The organism is Chryseomicrobium sp. FSL W7-1435, from assembly GCF_038595005.1.
In the GTDB taxonomy this organism is placed as follows: domain Bacteria; phylum Bacillota; class Bacilli; order Bacillales_A; family Planococcaceae; genus Chryseomicrobium.
On sequence record NZ_CP151997.1, the window covers coordinates 2418003 to 2434971 of the forward strand.

15 protein-coding genes are annotated in these 16969 nt (G+C 42.0%); 6 read left to right on the forward strand and 9 right to left on the reverse strand.

Annotation, left to right across the window (positions count from 1 at the left end; genetic code table 11):
• Nucleotides 1–18: 18 nt before the first annotated feature.
• From MKY84_RS12285 to MKY84_RS12315, 7 genes are all read right to left on the reverse strand, one after another.
• Entirely contained in the window at nucleotides 19–1494 is a 1476-nt protein-coding gene (locus tag MKY84_RS12285) for a PH domain-containing protein (RefSeq protein ID WP_342526341.1), read from the reverse strand.
• Nucleotides 1487–1960 carry a PH domain-containing protein gene (locus MKY84_RS12290; protein ID WP_342526342.1) on the reverse strand — a complete coding sequence of 158 codons (474 nt, stop codon included), beginning with the start codon at nucleotides 1958–1960 and terminating at the stop codon, nucleotides 1487–1489. The genes MKY84_RS12285 and MKY84_RS12290 overlap by 8 nt, the downstream gene beginning before the upstream one ends.
• 94 nt (nucleotides 1961–2054) lie before the next feature.
• Nucleotides 2055–3575 carry a DEAD/DEAH box helicase gene (locus tag MKY84_RS12295; RefSeq protein ID WP_342526343.1) on the reverse strand — a complete coding sequence of 507 codons (1521 nt, stop codon included), beginning with the start codon at nucleotides 3573–3575 and terminating at the stop codon, nucleotides 2055–2057.
• Nucleotides 3576–3930: 355 nt separating this feature from the next.
• Entirely contained in the window at nucleotides 3931–4659 is a 729-nt protein-coding gene (locus MKY84_RS12300; RefSeq protein WP_342526344.1) for an alpha/beta fold hydrolase, read from the reverse strand.
• Between the two features lie 13 nt (nucleotides 4660–4672).
• Nucleotides 4673–6037 (reverse strand): UDP-N-acetylmuramoyl-tripeptide--D-alanyl-D-alanine ligase, encoded by a 1365-nt coding sequence (gene murF / locus MKY84_RS12305; protein WP_342526346.1) that lies wholly within the window; start codon nucleotides 6035–6037, stop codon nucleotides 4673–4675.
• Nucleotides 6034–7119: a D-alanine--D-alanine ligase gene (locus MKY84_RS12310; RefSeq protein WP_342526348.1), complete on the reverse strand. Its 1086-nt coding sequence runs from the start codon at nucleotides 7117–7119 to the stop codon at nucleotides 6034–6036. The genes murF and MKY84_RS12310 overlap by 4 nt, the downstream gene beginning before the upstream one ends.
• Entirely contained in the window at nucleotides 7116–7889 is a 774-nt protein-coding gene (locus MKY84_RS12315) for a hypothetical protein (RefSeq protein WP_342526350.1), read from the reverse strand. Before MKY84_RS12315 ends, MKY84_RS12310 begins: the two co-directional genes overlap by 4 nt.
• 137 nt (nucleotides 7890–8026) lie before the next feature.
• Here MKY84_RS12315 and MKY84_RS12320 point away from each other — a divergent pair, with 137 nt between their 5' ends.
• Nucleotides 8027–9211, forward strand: coding sequence for an FtsW/RodA/SpoVE family cell cycle protein (locus MKY84_RS12320; protein ID WP_342526351.1), 1185 nt, complete (start codon nucleotides 8027–8029; stop codon nucleotides 9209–9211).
• Between the two features lie 419 nt (nucleotides 9212–9630).
• Here MKY84_RS12320 and MKY84_RS12325 read toward each other — a convergent pair whose 3' ends face one another.
• Nucleotides 9631–9768, reverse strand: coding sequence for an Lmo0850 family protein (locus MKY84_RS12325; RefSeq protein WP_342526352.1), 138 nt, complete (start codon nucleotides 9766–9768; stop codon nucleotides 9631–9633).
• Nucleotides 9769–9975: 207 nt separating this feature from the next.
• On the opposite strand from MKY84_RS12325, the gene MKY84_RS12330 reads away from it, so the two are divergent.
• The 4 genes from MKY84_RS12330 (at nucleotide 9976) to MKY84_RS12345 (ending at nucleotide 14232) form a co-directional block, all read left to right on the forward strand.
• Nucleotides 9976–10284 (forward strand): metal-sensitive transcriptional regulator, encoded by a 309-nt coding sequence (locus MKY84_RS12330; protein WP_342526355.1) that lies wholly within the window; start codon nucleotides 9976–9978, stop codon nucleotides 10282–10284.
• Nucleotides 10285–10299: 15 nt separating this feature from the next.
• Entirely contained in the window at nucleotides 10300–10512 is a 213-nt protein-coding gene (locus MKY84_RS12335) for a copper ion binding protein (protein ID WP_342528893.1), read from the forward strand.
• Between the two features lie 84 nt (nucleotides 10513–10596).
• Entirely contained in the window at nucleotides 10597–12975 is a 2379-nt protein-coding gene (locus MKY84_RS12340; RefSeq protein ID WP_342526356.1) for a heavy metal translocating P-type ATPase, read from the forward strand.
• A gap of 78 nt (nucleotides 12976–13053) precedes the next feature.
• Nucleotides 13054–14232, forward strand: a complete 1179-nt coding sequence (locus MKY84_RS12345; RefSeq protein WP_342526358.1) for an MFS transporter — start codon at nucleotides 13054–13056, stop codon at nucleotides 14230–14232.
• Between the two features lie 21 nt (nucleotides 14233–14253).
• Here the strand turns inward: MKY84_RS12345 and MKY84_RS12350 are convergent, their stop codons facing one another.
• A complete protein-coding gene (locus MKY84_RS12350) occupies nucleotides 14254–15555 on the reverse strand; it encodes an MFS transporter (protein WP_342526360.1) in 1302 nt (433 codons plus the stop codon).
• 109 nt (nucleotides 15556–15664) lie between these two features.
• On the opposite strand from MKY84_RS12350, the gene MKY84_RS12355 reads away from it, so the two are divergent.
• Nucleotides 15665–16894, forward strand: coding sequence for a helix-turn-helix transcriptional regulator (locus tag MKY84_RS12355; protein ID WP_342526363.1), 1230 nt, complete (start codon nucleotides 15665–15667; stop codon nucleotides 16892–16894).
• Nucleotides 16895–16969: the final 75 nt, after the last annotated feature.

Sequence of the window (16969 nt, forward strand, 5' to 3'; positions counted from 1 at the left end):
CAGCCGGTCGCGGTTTTTTTATGCGTTTGGTAAATACCAGTTCATCACACGTTTCATATCTTCGAGTTCCATTGCCTTCAAGCTATGCTCACTTCCGAGAGCACCTGATTTGATGGTTGCATGAAGAGACCCTGCTTCTGCTCGCTCTTCAAAGTAAGACTGAGAAAGAGTCACTGCTTGAATGCGTTTCTTAGCGAGCCACACAGTCTTGCGAGAGAAAAAGCGGTACTGCATCGCCATGTAAGTTTCTCGAACAGCTACACCACTGGCTTTGTGATTCCAAATATCAAATGCAATACTTAAAGGCATCAACAAGAAGAACAGCAAGCCATAAGGGAAGAAGAAATAGCTCAATACAGCCCCGATAATCGCGATGAGAAGTAAATTAATACGGTAGTAAAATTTTCGTGTACGTTTCGGTGCTCTTGTGAATTCAGGATTCCAATCCCATTCCGGGAACAATTCAGTAAGCAAGGCAACCGCTTTGTCTTTTTTCATTAGCGGCACAAGCTTGACCGTTTCACTCTTTTCCAATACGCTACCACCCGCACTATCTAACACGATGGTGACATAACCAAACAATTGACGGAATGGATTTTCAACCAATTGAATGCCTTGAATGCGGTGCATAGGAATCGTAGTCCGTTTCTTCTCTAATAGCCCACGTTGAATAAGTAAGTCCTTGCCATCTCGAGTCACTGTGTACCCGTAGTTTTGAAGATACGTAAGAGCAATACTGATTACAAAACTGATCAATACGATTACAAATGACAAGAGCGCTACAAACATGGCTCCAAATTTAAGTAAGTCGATTACTTCATCATAAATTGCTTCATATGGTATAAATTCCGAGAACTGAGACAATACGACCGCCGCACCGGAAAATATAATCCCGATACCACCAGAAGTTACTGCTAGAACAAGCAAATCTTTTGTCGTCATTCGGTACAGTAGATCCCCAGTCGACGTTGCTTCAATTACTTCTTCTTGGAGTTCGTCAGTTTGTAAATCAACTGGAGTTGTTCGAGCCTGTTTGGCTGCCATCATTTCTTGTTTGATTTGTTCGGCAGCTTCGAGACGAATGGCGGTTAATTCAGCTTCAGCTTCCCCACTGGCCCCTCCACCAGCTGTTTCCACTTTCACTTTCACCAAGCCAAACGGTCTGTGGAAAATGGATTCCGTATAGTCCAAACTTTGAATTCGATCAAACGGAATATAGCGTTTCTTTTTCACGAACAAGCCGTACTCAATCCGTAATTCCCCGTCTTCGAACCAGTAGACAAACTTCCACCACTTAATGATGCCCGAAAGTAAATAAAGCACTAAAGCAAGCGCCGTTAATACATAGGGAACGTAGCGAAACAAGCCACTGTCTTCTCCACCTGATCCCCCGATAAAAATGAAAAGAATGATGGGGAAGATCAGTTCTTTCAAGCCTTTGACGAATGAAATGACTGCCGCAACCGGGTGCAATTTATAGCGAGTTTCAGACATCGTCTTCCGCCACCCTTGCTAATTCTGAAATCCTTCTGCGCATCGATTCAGCTTCCTGCTCATCTAAAAAAGGAATGGTGTGGGACGTTGCGGCTGTTGAGATATGTATGGACGCTAATTGATAGCTTCTTAAAATCGGCCCTTGTTCCGTATCTACATGTTGCACACGCACCATTGGAATCAACGTACGTTTTCTAACAATCAGCCCGTGTTGAAGTTCAATTTCATGTTCTCTGACTTCATAACGCCAACGTTTCCAACGAAGACTTGGCAAAACACCTGTCAGTAACGCTATGAATAAAAACAAAGTGACAACCGTTACAATGTAAACCCATCCTAATTCAAAAAAGAAAAAGTTGAGTGCGCTGATCCCTCCAGCCACTAAAACAAGAAATAGGGATTGAATAAGTCCGTAAATTCGCCAGACTGTAAGCCCTTTGCGAGATAAATGATTACCTGTGTACATAAAACGACCTCCTTAACTACCTATACGAATGTTTGGGGAAATAAGTTTCAAAAAAAAGCTTCTTCCCCGTAAAGGAAAGAAGCTTGTAAAAGTATTAGTCGTTACGACGAGCTGGACGTGGAGCACGACGACTTGAACCATCGCGTGGACCTGATGATGGGCGACGAGCGCCACCACGGTCTCCACCACGGCCTCCGCCTGAACCACTAGGACGAGCGCCACGGCCTCCGCCGCCGCCACTTGAACGATTACCGCGGTAACCTCCACGGCCTCCACCAGAACGTTCTCCACGCATAGGTAGTGGACGTTCTTCAGAGATTGATACAGGTTGATCGCTTGGTTCTTTAGTCATTGATTTAATTGCAGCAGCAACCAAATCAACAGCATCTAAATTCTCAAGAAGTTCTGTTGCTAGAGTACGGTAGTCCCCTAGATCATTCTTCTCTACTAATTCAGTTAATGTATCCATTGCTACACGTTGTTGGCCAAGTAGCGCCTCATTTTCACTTGGTGGAAGTAGAGGTGTCATGCGCTTCTTCGTAGTTTCTTCAACAATACGAAGGTAACCCATTTCACGTGGCGTTACGAATGTGATAGCCATTCCGCTCTTACCTGCACGACCAGTACGGCCGATACGGTGAACATAGCTTTCAGGATCTTGTGGAATATCGAAGTTGTAAACATGAGTTACACCTGAGATATCAAGACCACGAGCAGCTACATCCGTAGCAACAAGAATGTCAATTTTGTTTTCTTTAAATTGTTTTAACACAGACATACGTTTTGCTTGGCTAAGGTCTCCGTGGATTCCCTCAGCTAAATACCCGCGGATGCTAAGTGCATGTGAAAGTTCATCAACGCGACGTTTTGTACGACCAAAGATGATCGCTAGTTCTGGTTGGTGAACATTGATGATACGTGATAATACATCAAACTTTTCGCGTTCTGCTGCTTTTACGAAGAATTGTTCGATGTTTTCAACTGTCATTTCTTTTGACTTGATTTTTACTTCAACTGGCTCTTTCATGAACGTGTTCGCAATTTTGCGAATCGGTCCTGGCATAGTAGCTGAGAATAAAAGCGTTTGACGTGTTGCAGGAACATTCGTAAGGATTGAATTGATATCCTCGATGAAGCCCATATTCAACATTTCATCTGCTTCGTCTAATATTAGAGTATTAACGTTTTCAAGTTTCAAAGTACGACGGTTGATGTGGTCAAGAATACGACCTGGTGTACCCACAATAATTTGTGGATTGTTTTTCAAAGCACGGATTTGACGTGAAATGTCTTGTCCACCGTAAACAGATAGTAATTTTACACGCTTGTCATAGCCAAGTTTGTATAACTCTTCTGATACTTGAATCGCTAATTCACGAGTCGGTGCAATGATCAACCCTTGAATGTTTGGATTTTTTGGATCAATCTTTTCAATTAATGGAATACCAAAAGCAGCTGTTTTACCAGTTCCTGTTTGAGCCTGACCTAAAACGTCACGGCCTTCCATTGCATGAGTGATTGTACCTTCTTGGATAGGGGTTGCTTCTTCAAAACCCATACGTTTAATAGATTTTAATGTTGAAGCACTGATGTTTAATTCTGAAAAATTTGTCAAAATGCATATCTCCTTTGTTTCTGTTTTGACAAATGGTTACATTTTCAGATGACTGGCGGCAAATTTCGAGCCAATTATAGAGGAACGTCTCCGTTACGAAAATCTCTGTGGTTTATCACGAGAGGTAATTTAATAATAGGAAAGCCCGGTGATTGCCGAGCGGCTGATTAGTGCGTAAAACACGCCTAAATTGATACAGCCGTTAAGTTCAAAAAAAAAGCGCTCTTCACAAATGATAGAAGAGTCTTTACACAAAATGTATCCATTGCTCAAAACAGTGTATCATGCGTCACCCAAAAAAGCAACGCATGTGCACATAGTGTTTCCCGTCTTTTTGATTCTATTCACAATTCATTCAAGTTGTATGCGCTTGCACCTGCTCAGGTATAGCAATGGGTTGATCAAGGAATGCCAAGGCTTGGGCAAACCAATCTTCGCAATCATCACTGTAGCAGATGTGATGCTTTCCACCCTCTGAAAAAATGAGTTCTTTTTGTTCAGATCCTAGTTGTTCATATAAGTATTCAGCCGCTTGAAATGGTACGATACCATCTTTTTTCCCTTGCACAAGACAAACCGGGATGGTGATTTTACTATAATAAGGTTCGACCAGCTTTAATACGCGGGTAAATTGATAGGCTGAGCGCAGCGGCGTCTTCCCTACTTTTTGATGATAGCGCATATAGACAGGATTTTGATCAGCTTGCTTTTTCAACAGATCAACCGTAATTTCACGAATGTCTTGCAACATCTGACCCGGTGCAATGTATTTTGCAGCAGCACTGAGTAGCACAAGACGTTCTACAGGATAGCGAAGAGATAGATACATCGCGATAAGTCCGCCCATGGAAAACCCGACGACATACAGACGGTCGACTTGAGGCATCAATTTGCGTATCGCAATTTCTGCCTCCATCGTCCAATCCTCTGCCAACATTTCTGTCAGTTCTAATTGTTCTCCATGTCCCGGTAACGTGACAACAGATACTAACCAATCCGTGCGTGCTTGCACGTAGTCTACAAATGGTTCTACTTCATAAGGTGCTCCTGTATAGCCGTGAATAAATAATACACCGGTTTTCATCTGCTCTTCACACTCACTCTCGGTGCCACGTCTCCATGGCTCTTTCTACTTTCATACCTCGAGAGCCCTTCAGTAAAACCAAATCCTCAGAAGTTAGTTGAAAGGCAAGATGCTTTTGAAGCTCTTCCATATCCTCTGTCCAAAAAACCTGAGTGCCGAATGATTCGTGCAATGCGTTATATAAAACTTTCATACGTGAACCAATTAAAGCAACACCTGTAAAGTGCTTTGGTTCAATAGAAGCCGCCAATTGAGCATGATAAGCCAGTTCTGCTTCACCTAGCTCTAACATATCGCCAAGAACAAGCCATTTCTTTTTACCAAAGTCAGCATCCCGTAAAAAGTGGATAGCCGCTTGCATCGACGTTGGTGCAGCATTGTATGCATCATTTATGAATGTTGGCCCGGCAGTCTCAATAACTTGCATGCGCATATCCGTAAGTTGCACTTGCTTCAAACCTTCGTAAATTTGTTCAATAGTTAATCCCAATTCTCTTCCAATGAGGATTGCACCTAATGCATTCTTTGCCTGATGTTCTCCTAGTACTCGCAATAAGAAGTCTCCTTCTACATCACCAGCCGTTGAAAATTCAGTCCCTTCGTTCGAAAACGAGGTTTTTGTTAATTGAAGGGCACAATTGCTTCCTTTTCCATAAGGAATGGCTTTGACACCCTCTGCTTGTGAAACAGCTTGTTGAAGTAATGGCTCATCACCATCGTAGAAAAGAACGCCATTTGACTGCATACCCGCTACAATCTCCATCTTAGCTTTGGTGATGCCTTCACGTGATCCAAGATCTTGCAAATGCGCTTCTCCAATATTGGTAATAACCGTGTAAGAAGGCTTGGCTAGTTTAGATAAAAATTCAATCTCTCCAAATGAACTCATACCCATCTCTAAAACAGCCACTTCCGTATCTTCGTCAATCGCTAGAAGCGTCAAAGGAAGGCCAAGTTCATTGTTGAAATTGCCTTGAGTTTTGATTGTCTTGAAATAAGGCGAACACAGACCCGCGACCAAATCTTTTGTAGAGGTTTTGCCGTTAGATCCAGTTATTCCAATGAACGTCGCTGTCAATTCTGCTCGGTAAGCAGCCGCTAGTTGTTGTAAAGCAAGTGCAGCGTCATCTACTAGTAATATAGGGCGATCTGTTGGTGGATTTGGCTCATCTTTTAACCAAAGTGCTGCACTAGCCCCTTGTTCGAATGCCTGCTCGACAAAACGATGTCCATTTACTTGTTCACCGCGAAATGGAATAAAGAGCTCACCTGGCTGAATGGTGCGAGTATTGAGTGATGCACCTGTGACGATTACTTCACCAAACTCTCCAGCGTCTGCTCCTAACCATGTGGCTAATTGCTGTAGTTTCTTTTTCATTGGGAACCGTCCTCATCTCTTGTATAGGCACGGTGTTGTTTTTCTTCAAAGCGCTCCAGCCCAAGTTGAATAAGCTCTTCCACTAACTCAGCATAGGTCTTGCCAGAAGCTATCCATAGTTTTGGGTACATGCTGATTGGTGTAAATCCTGGAAGAGTATTTACTTCATTAATCAGGACTTCTCCGTTAGTAGTCAGGAAAAAGTCTGCACGTGCTAGTCCTGAACCATCTAAGATTTTAAAGGCTGTGATAGCGGCTTGTTGAAGGTCATGAAGCTCTTGTTCTGTGATTTCTGCTGGAATTGCGTAATTTGTAGTACCATCCACATATTTTGCAGAATAATCATAGAAGTCTTTTGTTGGTAACACTTCTCCAGCCAAAGAAACCGTTGGCGTATCGTTGCCCAGCACTGACAGTTCAATCTCACGAGCAACAATCCCTTGCTCCACCACAATTTTACGGTCGTATTCAAAGGCAAACTGAATCGCTTGTTGTAATTCTTCGCGTGATTTTGCTTTAGAAATCCCCACACTTGAGCCAAGGTTGGCAGGCTTCACAAACAATGGGTAAGCAAGTTGCGCCTCACACGCATTAAGGAACTCAGTTTGATTTTCTTCATACTGACTATGTAAGCAGTGGAGATAAGGAACTTGATTCAGTCCCGCTTGATGGAATAATTGCTTCATGACAACTTTGTCCATTCCAGCAGATGAGGCCAGGACGCCATTGCCCACATAAGGCAAATTCATCATTTCAAACAATCCTTGAATCGTCCCGTCTTCCCCGTTTGGTCCGTGAAGAACTGGGAACACAATATCAAAACGCGTGTCTTGATGTGAAGCAAGCTGCACAAATTGTGCAATAGAGTTTGGCTGCTCAGAACCCGTAAAGCGAAGACTCTCTGCATCTTCTACTGGCTGCTGTAACGCATCTCCACAGATCCATTCCCCTTCAAGAGTTATATAAATAGGTGTTACTAAATAGGTTGAAAAGTCTAATGCTGAGATAACTGCTTTAGCGGTCATTAAAGAAACTTCATGCTCTGCAGATTTCCCTCCGTACACGATACCGATCTTTTTCATTTTAAATCCTCCAGTTTGGAACGAGCTATAAACGGAAGCAGCCCGATAGTAGGTTGTGCTAAATAGGTTTCAACATCTTCCATGATTTCATCTGGGAATGAAGGATCGGCTATCTCTCGAAGCTCGAGACGAAAGCTACCATCTCCCATACGTGCTAGTGACAATAATGCGCCGTCCTCAATCAACTCTTCAAAAAGTTGAAATTGTTCATGCAGAAGCTCAGGTACGACTTGTTGTACACGTCTTCTAAAGAACATAGAAGTGCGGGTTTTCTGAATCGCCAGTTGATTAAACAAGTGGACGATCAATCGCATCATTTCATCATATTCACGGAAGTAAAGTTTTGCTATACGTTCACTCTCATCACTTAAGTAGACGAAACGATTTTTCAACGTATGATAGAACGGACTTCTGAATGTCTCTTTTTTATGAGCTACATATAAAAGTTCAGCTTGTTCTTGTGGTGACAGTTGAACAAGTCGTTTATCATCCGCTACGTCTAATAAGCAAAGACGAGATTTTTGATCTCTTAAGGAGTTCACGAACTCTTTAAAATCTTCTTGTACAATATATTCGAACTGGGTATGCATATCAAATGATGCATCGTCGTAATCATGTTCGAGCAGCACAATGGCTTGTGTATCTGAATAATAGTGAAGCACTGTGGGGAACGTCAATCCACTGAACAACGCAAAGTTGTGGGCTTCATTTCCATGAACAAACAAATGGTGGACATATTCATCCACTACGGGTACTTTTACTTTTTTCATAAGACGTCCCTCCTCCCTTTTAGTTTATCACCTTTTACCGCCTGCAACATCTTCCATCTAACTGCGTCTATAGAAACAGGCATAAAAAGTTTTTGTGCGTTATAATAAAGGGATGAAATTTAGATGTGGGTGACAGAATGAATACTAACAAACAATTTACAGATCGCTTTGACTGGGTACTAGGTTTTCTTTTATTACTATTTTTAATCGTCAGTTTGATGGCCATATCGTCTGCTCAAACGACTGGCCAGTACGGTATGAATTTTATACCAAGACAATTATTTTGGTACATAGTTGGCATGGTCATTATTGCAATGACTATGTTTCTTGAACCAGAGCAATACAAAAAAATGGCTTGGATCATTTACGGTATTGGCCTCGTCCCTTTAATCGTCTTATGGATTTTACCAGATACTTTATCATTTGTAGAAGCTCGAAATGGCGCTCAAAGCTGGTTTCATTTACCCGGAATCGGCAGTATTCAACCCGCCGAGTTTATGAAAACCTTTTATATTTTAGGGGTTGCTCGGCTTATTGTGAAGCACCATGAGAACTATCCACTGAAAACGATAAAGAGTGACTTATTGCTCTTAGCCAAAATAGGCGGCCTGTTCATCGTGCCGTTTGTACTCATCATGCAACAATCAGATTTAGGTACGGGCCTTGTGTTCATTGCCATTACAGCTGCATTGGTTATCGTAGCAGGAATCAGCTGGAAGATTATTTTACCTATTGTAGGCTCAGTTGCAGCTTTAGGTGGCTCTTTGATTTGGATGGCGTTAAACATGCAAGATTTTATCGTCAACACTTTGGGCTTTAGTCCTTATCAACTAGCCCGCATTTATTCCTGGTTAGATCCTTATTCTTACGCATCCAATGAAGGTCTTCATTTAATTAGTTCTTTGAATGCGATTGGCTCGGGAGAAATTTTCGGTAAAGGGTACGGCGGACGTGAAGTCTACGTTCCGGAAAACCATACAGACTTTATCTTTGCAGTAATCGGTGAAGAATACGGATTCATCGGGGCCAGCTTGGTCATCGTTTTGTACTTCGTACTGATCTATCATTTAACAAAAATTACGTTGCAGTTAAAAGATCCATTCAGCACCTACGTGGCGGCTGGAATTATCGCGATGATCACGTTCCACGTGTTCGAGAACATCGGGATGACGATTCAGCTATTACCGATTACAGGGATTCCGCTTCCTTTCATCAGTTACGGGGGGAGTTCGTTGATGGGGAATATGCTCGCACTGGGCTTAATCTTCAGTATGAAGTTCCATCACAAGACTTATATGTTTGGGAATCAAGATGACGATTAATTTAGATGTGGAGAACGCTTGCCCAGAAATCGCGTGAAAATCAGGCGCACCAAATGAGACGCTTTTTGTCTCAGTTGGGGTGAATGATTTTTGCGTGAATTTCTAGCGTTCGCAACTTGATTCCAATTAGATGTGGAGAACGCTTGTCCAGAAATCGCGTGAAAATTAGCACTCCATTCGAGGTAAGATTCACCTCGAACGGGGTGCTTTTGTGATTACGACATTAATTTTATTTATTAGTACACTAATTACTTTTATTAAGACATTAATTTGTTTGATTAGAACATTAATTTTTTTCATTAGTACATTCCTGATGTTATGGAAACTATTTTTACTTCAAACGTCCATCTTACACTCCCTGCTCACATTGTTGATTTATAAAATGAGCAATAAAAAAAGCCCCTCACAATAAGGAGCAATTAACCATGCTGTGGCTTCGGCGCAGCTGGTGATGCTAAAGCTTTGAGCATTTCGAGGCGGGACTTTGTTTTGGTTACTTTGACGCCTAATTTCGCAAGATTACTCATTAGGTTTTTTACATCCATTTCTGTAGCCAATAATACCTCACCCTTTCCGAAAATTTAAAAACCGTTCGTCGTCTTTATTCCATATTAGTATACCACTTAAAATCGGTTTTAAATCTTTCAATTTTGTTACAATCGTAGAAAGTTTGTAAATGCTTTGATTTGCTAAGGAGATGTTTTTCTTTACTTACCCATGCAGGGTATTCTATAATGGCACTAATCCACACATGAGGTGATTTTATGGAAAATCTTCAACCTGCACCAACCATGCGAAAATCACATCATTCCGAAGATATAAAACGTAATTTGACCGTTCGCCTTAACCGAATTGAAGGTCAGATTCGTGGGATTAAAGGAATGATTGAACGCGACACATACTGTGATGACATCATCACACAAATTTCTGCAACTCAAGCTGCCTTGAATAGTGTGGCCAATATTTTGCTTGAGGGTCATTTGAAAAGTTGTGTGCGTAATAAAATGCTGGCGGGTGACGAAGAAATTCTAGATGAATTACTCGTAACTGTACAGAAACTGACCAAGAAATAAGGAGGACTTCTCATGATCCAACCCATTAAATTACACGTTGAAGGTATGACTTGTGGTCACTGTGTGAAAGCCGTACATGACCGCGTGAAATCTCTAGCAGCAGTTGACGAAGTAGACGTACACCTTGAAACTGGTGAAGTCGATATCGAGTTTGATCCAGAAGCAATTGAAATCCGTGAAATTATTGCAGCTATCGAAGACGAAGGCTACAAAGTAAAAACATTTTAATGATAGATAAATAACTGCTGGACAAGCAGTTATTTTTTCACAAAAATATATACCCCTATATAGTATAAAGGAGGGTTGTCACCAATGAAAACAACAGAAATCCCAATCACAGGAATGACTTGTAGCGCATGCTCCAATCGTGTAGAAAGAGGTCTTTCAAAACTTGAAGGAGTTTCCACAGCAACAGTCAACTTTGCTAATGAGAAAGCGCATGTCAGTTACGATGAAACCAAATTAACGGCTTCTGATATGGCCTCTACAATTGAAAAACTTGGCTACGGGGTAGCTTATGAGACAACCGATCTCGCAATTCAAGGAATGACATGTGCAGCTTGTTCGACTCGCATTGAAAAAGGATTGAATAAACTGGAGGGCGTTTCATTTGCCACAGTCAATTTAGCACTGGAAACAGCTCAAGTGAAGTACAATCCTGCTGAATTGTCTGCAACAGACCTTGTTCAAAAAGTGAGCGCTTTAGGGTACAGTGCAACAATTCCTAATGAGGAAGAGCCAGTTGACCATCGTGTTGATGCGTACCGTCACAAAAAGAAATTATTCTATCTATCTGCACTTCTCTCCTTGCCTCTTCTTTGGACAATGGTCGGACACTTCTCCTTTACACAATGGATGTATGTGCCTGATTTGTTGATGAATCCTTATGTTCAATGGGCTCTTGCAACACCTGTTCAATTCTACGTTGGCGCGATGTTTTATAAAGGCGCGTACAATGCGCTTCGAAATGGCAGTGCCAATATGGATGTGCTTGTGGCACTCGGGACATCCGCGGCCTACTTCTACAGCGTCTACTTAACGCTTACAGGTGCCGGACATCATGAAGGGCTTTATTTCGAAACAAGTGCCGTACTGATCACATTGATCATACTCGGGAAAGTGTTTGAAGCACGTGCAAAAGGCCAATCTTCTGAAGCAATCAAAAAGTTGATGCAACTTCAACCAACAACTGCAACAGTCGAACGGAATGGTCAGTCACAAGAAATTTCAATTCATGATGTGGTTCAGGGCGACATTATCATCATTCGTCCTGGAGACCAGATTCCTGTCGATGGGAAAGTGATCTCAGGAACGTCTACTGTAAATGAATCTATGTTAACTGGTGAAAGTCTACCTGTCGAGAAAACTGAAGGTGCTATTCTCTACGCTGCAACACTTAACGATCACGGTTCCCTTCGCATGGAAGCAACAGGTATCGGGAAGCAAACGATGCTTTCGTCCATCATCCGCGTCGTCGAGCAAGCACAAGGTTCTAAAGCGCCAATCCAACGACTGGCCGACAAGATATCAGGAATCTTCGTGCCCGTCGTCGTCGGGATTGCTATCGTAACATTTGTCGTCTGGTATTTCTTCCTGACAAACGGAAATTTGGAAACAAGTTTGATCAGTACGATCGCCGTCTTAGTTATCGCTTGTCCATGTGCTCTTGGACTCGCTACACCTACATCTATCATGGCAGGGTCGGGTCGAGCAGCTGAACTAGGCATTCTCTTTAAAACAGCAGAAGCAATGGAACAAACAAAACATATTGATACTATTATTCTAGATAAAACGGGAACCATTACTAAAGGGGTTCCAGAACTTGTTCACATTGAAACAGCACCGGGATTTGAAGAAGCAAACGTACTAGCGCTTGCCTCCTCTGCTGAACAAGGCAGTGAACATCCAATTGCTCGTGCAATCACTTCCGCTTACTCAGGAGTACTTCAACCAGCAGAATCTTTTCAAGCACTTCCTGGTAAAGGAATCCAAGCCAGTGTGAATGGCTCATCTATTGTGATTGGAACGCGTGACTTACTAGCCGAAAAAGAGTGCACAGGCTCCCCTTCCCCACATGTCAATCAATGGGAATCTGAAGGAAAGAGCGTACTATACATGGCAGTTGATGGTCAATATGCAGCTACCTTTGCTGTAGCGGATACAATAAAAGCCTCTTCTCAAAAAGCTATTGAACGTCTACATGCAATGGGACTTCAAGTCATCATGCTAACGGGTGATCAACCTGCGACAGCAAGAGCCATTGCGGATCAGGTAGGAATTAAAGATTTAGTAGCTGGCGTTCTACCTACTGGAAAAGCCGATGTAGTGAAAGAGTGGCAACTAAAAGGTCACAAAGTCGCTATGGTCGGGGATGGCATCAATGATGCTCCAGCTCTAGCTGCTGCTGATATTGGCATAGCCATGGGTACAGGTTCTTCTGTAGCAATGGAGACTGCCGACGTGACATTGATGCAAGGTGATTTGATGTCACTTCCCGATACACTGGAAATGAGTCGTTTAACTGTTCGCAACATCAAACAGAACCTTTTCTGGGCATTCGCTTATAACAGTCTCGGTATCCCTATCGCCGCAGCAGGTTTCCTTGCCCCTTGGTTAGCAGGTGCGGCAATGGCATTCAGCTCGGTTTCAGTAGTATTAAATGCCCTTCGTCTACAACGCGTAAAACCTTGAACCATCTCTTTGAGGTGGTTTTTTTCTTTTACAAAAGAGTGTAGAATAAGAAGCACTACGAAGAAAGCAGGTCTTAGGATGAAACAATCAATCGCCCTCCTCATGTCTGTCCAATTTTTTGTTTACTTGGGCTTCGGCATTATCATCCCTGTTCTTCCTGAAGTGATTCTTCAGCAGAACTATTCAGAAATACATGTAGGCGGCTTACTCTCAGTTTACGCATTAGCTTCTTTTTTCACAGCTCCTTTATGGGGAAAATACTCCGACCAAACAGGAAGAAAAAAACTAATCCTTGTTGGCTTGTTCGGCTTTAGTTTAAGTTTTTGGATCTTTGCTTTTTCATTTGATTCCTTGATCCTTTTATATGCTTCTCGACTTGTCGGAGGATTATTCTCAGGCGCACTCTACAGTGCCGTGACAGGGTATGCTTCTGATATCTCTACAGAAGAGACTCGCAATAAATATCTAGGTTTACTCGGTATGTCAATTGGACTCGGCTTTATATTTGGTCCTGCGATTGGTGGCATTTTGGGCGATATAGCCCTTCAACTTCCCTTTATTGTATCGGCGATATTGACGCTTGTTCTGATGATTTATGCACAGATCATTTTAAAAGAACCTGAACGCACTGGGGAAGCAAATAAGCGGCAATTGTTGCCTAAAGGTACCAGTACTTTATGGAGTTACCGAATTAAATACCTTTTCTTGTTCTCGTTCATGGTCACGCTCTTACTTGCTGGCCTTGAGGCAACGTTCCAATTGTTCCATATCGAACGCATTCAAATAACCCCTCTGCAACTCGGCTACCTATTCTTGTTTAGTGGATTTGTAGACGCTATCGTGCAAGGTGGAATTGTGAGGCGAATTAAAAACGGGACGGAGACAACATGGATCATTTGGTCTCAGGTCGTTGCTGCAGTTGGCCTAGCGCTCACATTTTTCACCTCGAGCCTATTCATGGCGGGAGTTACCTTGTGTATTTTTACAGCAGGAAATGCGTTAGCACGCACAACGCTAGTTTCCCTCACCACTAAAGAATCCGGTGGGAATTATGGGACAGCTGCAGGTGTTAGTTATTCTATGGATAACCTCGGACGTATCATAGGTCCCTTAACATTCGCTTGGATATTCACGCAATTACCGAATACTCTTTATGTGTTATCGGCGGTTCTTTCTTTACTAAGCATTGTATTGATACTTCGTTTCCGAGCAGACAAACGGTCTTTGCGCCACATCACTCCTATTGAAAACAGCTAGCCCCTCATGGGACTAGCTGTTTTAAAGTGGCTGGATTTCTTCTTTTAAAGGTTTACCTTTCTTCTCTGCCAGTTCAGGATGGGCACGATGCAGGATGGCTGGTCTTGCCAAATACAACACTGTTACGACTAATGTAACCGCTGAAGTCAAAAAGATAGGTTCTGGTGGGAATGTGTCAAACAAGAAGCCGAATAACACCATTCCGAACGGAATCAACGCTATGGCAAAGGTCTCTAGCAGAGCAAAAACACGTCCTTTATAATCATCATCAATAGTCTTTTGGAAATACACTTGCATCGGTGTATTCGTGAAGATAATGATTACACCTTGAATGAACATGATCGCGATGTAGAAGAGTAACATCTGATTGTAACTCATAGCGACGAGAAGCGGAACTGTAATGGCAGCAAGCATGACACCTAGCACAAGAATTCCTCTTTTAGAGATCAAAAGAGGAAATTTAAAATCTTTTCTTGCAGATAGATAAATGGACGTCAGTAACATCCCAATGGCAAACGCTGCTTCTGTAAATCCGAAATGCTGTGCGGACATCTGCAATTGATCAATCAGTACATAGGAATACCCCACTTGGAACGCTCCGAAAATAAAGTTGATCACAAGCGCTATTATCATAAGCGATTTTAGTATTGGCTGTTTACTGACATACGAAAGACCTGCTTTCATACTCGCGAACATTTTCTCTTTCTCACCTTCGGCTACTTCTTTCCGTTTCGAGAAAAGAGTGAAATTCATCGTTGCCTCTAAAAGAACGGCAATAGCTGAAGCACAGGCAAATACAATCAAGAAAACTTCTAGAGACACTGTGCCGTAGAGAATCCCTCCTACTGCCGGACTAGCAATGGCCGCAAATGAGATAGACATTTGATTCAGCGACATCGCTTTTTGAATGCGTGGTTCGTCAATTAAACTCGATATCGATGAACTGAAAGCAACGCCTGAGAAAGTAGAAGCCATCGCTAGTATGGCCGTGACCGTGTAGATTGCAGGTAATGATAAACCGTAAGCCATCATATAGAAGATCAAAGCTACGATTGTTGCTACAATCGTTACTTGCGCTACAATGACAATAGCCTTACGATTATATTTATCGACTACATAGCCAGCAAAAGGTGCAAGAATGGCACGTGGCAAGATACTGAAAATCAAGTTAATGGCAAAACTAGATGCCGACCCAGTCATCTGCAAGATATAAAAGCTGATCGCAAATGTGTAGACAGATGCACCAAAAGTAGAAATCATTTTACTGGTAGTAAATGTCCACAAATGCTGCGTAGCTTTTTTCACTTTCCATACTTCGTTCATGGATATCCTCCTGAAAGTTTAATTTTATTAAACTTAATTTACCATACAAAAAAGTTGATTGCAAGCTAAATGTTTAATATAATTAAACTATGAAAGTAGAGGGATGAAGATGACCTTAGGAGAACGTATTCGCACACTGCGAAAAGAACGAAAAATGACTCTCCAACAACTAGCTGCTGATGCTATCACTAAAGGTATGCTCAGCCTAATTGAAAACAATAAAGCTAAACCTTCTATGGAAAGCTTACAACATATTGCAACTATGCTAAATGTATCGGTAAGTGATTTATTGGAAGACTCCTCTTCCCCACAAAAGAAAGAAGTTGTGAAAGAAGGAGAAGATCTTTTTCGTAAAATTGATTACTCAAATCTAACTGCTTTTACAGAAATCACTTCACTCATTGAGCCTCTGCTGGCTACTTTAGGAAGAGGTTATTTAGACGCACGGTTATTAGATCTTTACGCACGTGCAGCCTATGAAACGAATTTAGCTGATTGGGAAACTTCTATTGAGAAAGCCATTCTTCTATATGAAGAAATTCAAGTAGCTAGAAGAGCTGCCTCCCTACGACTGTTTCGCATCTCTGTCAAATTCCGAGAAAAGCAGTATCAACAAGCTCTTGAACAGCTTTTAAAAGAGCGTGAAGCCATTGAAGAACACACACTGTGGTCAGATCCCTTGCTTCGGTTAGATTTTGATTATTCAGAAGCTGTCTTTTACTACGCGGTGGGCCAAAAGGAAAAAGCGCTGGAAACCATGCACGCAGCCATCGATTTTTCGAAGCAACAAAAAGTTTTTTACCGCTTAGACCATTTATATCGATTGGCTGTTGTCCATGCGATAATGGCAGGCGATAAGCAGGAAGCAGAAACGTATATTAGTCGCTTAAAGGCTTACGCGCTATTTACAGATGACAAAGAAATCGAAGAGTTTACGCAGCTGATTTGGATTCACTACAATACAAGTTATTCAAAAGATATTGAACGTGCTGATGAGCTGATGACGAAGCTCTTGCAAACATCAAAACCGCTTGACCAATTAGATTTTGAGCGTGTTGAATATGCAAAAATAGCTTACTATAAAGGAAATCTTGCTCTAGCACAACAGGTATTAGAAGAAACACCTCCCGCTCCATCCTTTGTTAGTCATCCAGTTGACTTGAGTCTTTATTCCGAGAGGGAATACTACTTGGCTTTGATTTATCTCAATCAAGGGGATACAGCTAAAGCACTTGAGGTTCTTGAAACAAGTTGGGACCAGCTGCAACATTTTCCCGAAACACCTTACCAAACTCGCATGAAAAAACTTCGTGAAGATTTGCTAAAAGACGTCCAGTAAGAAACAACTCTAGAACGGTGCTCAATACAAACAAAAATCAGTGAGTTCTCTGGAATTTAATCTAGAGAACCCACT

Excerpts from the sequence above, each read along its gene's own strand:
- MKY84_RS12285 (WP_342526341.1), bottom strand. The coding sequence starts at position 1,494 with ATGTCTGAAACTCGCTATAAATTGCACCCGGTTGCGGCAGTCATTTCA.
- MKY84_RS12290 (WP_342526342.1), bottom strand. The coding sequence starts at position 1,960 with ATGTACACAGGTAATCATTTATCTCGCAAAGGGCTTACAGTCTGGCGA.
- MKY84_RS12300 (WP_342526344.1), bottom strand. The coding sequence starts at position 4,659 with ATGAAAACCGGTGTATTATTTATTCACGGCTATACAGGAGCACCTTAT.
- murF (WP_342526346.1), bottom strand. The coding sequence starts at position 6,037 with ATGAAAAAGAAACTACAGCAATTAGCCACATGGTTAGGAGCAGACGCT.
- MKY84_RS12310 (WP_342526348.1), bottom strand. The coding sequence starts at position 7,119 with ATGAAAAAGATCGGTATCGTGTACGGAGGGAAATCTGCAGAGCATGAA.
- MKY84_RS12315 (WP_342526350.1), bottom strand. The coding sequence starts at position 7,889 with ATGAAAAAAGTAAAAGTACCCGTAGTGGATGAATATGTCCACCATTTG.
- MKY84_RS12320 (WP_342526351.1), top strand. The coding sequence starts at position 8,027 with ATGAATACTAACAAACAATTTACAGATCGCTTTGACTGGGTACTAGGT.
- MKY84_RS12330 (WP_342526355.1), top strand. The coding sequence starts at position 9,976 with ATGGAAAATCTTCAACCTGCACCAACCATGCGAAAATCACATCATTCC.
- MKY84_RS12340 (WP_342526356.1), top strand. The coding sequence starts at position 10,597 with ATGAAAACAACAGAAATCCCAATCACAGGAATGACTTGTAGCGCATGC.
- MKY84_RS12345 (WP_342526358.1), top strand. The coding sequence starts at position 13,054 with ATGAAACAATCAATCGCCCTCCTCATGTCTGTCCAATTTTTTGTTTAC.
- MKY84_RS12350 (WP_342526360.1), bottom strand. The coding sequence starts at position 15,555 with ATGAACGAAGTATGGAAAGTGAAAAAAGCTACGCAGCATTTGTGGACA.
- MKY84_RS12355 (WP_342526363.1), top strand. The coding sequence starts at position 15,665 with ATGACCTTAGGAGAACGTATTCGCACACTGCGAAAAGAACGAAAAATG.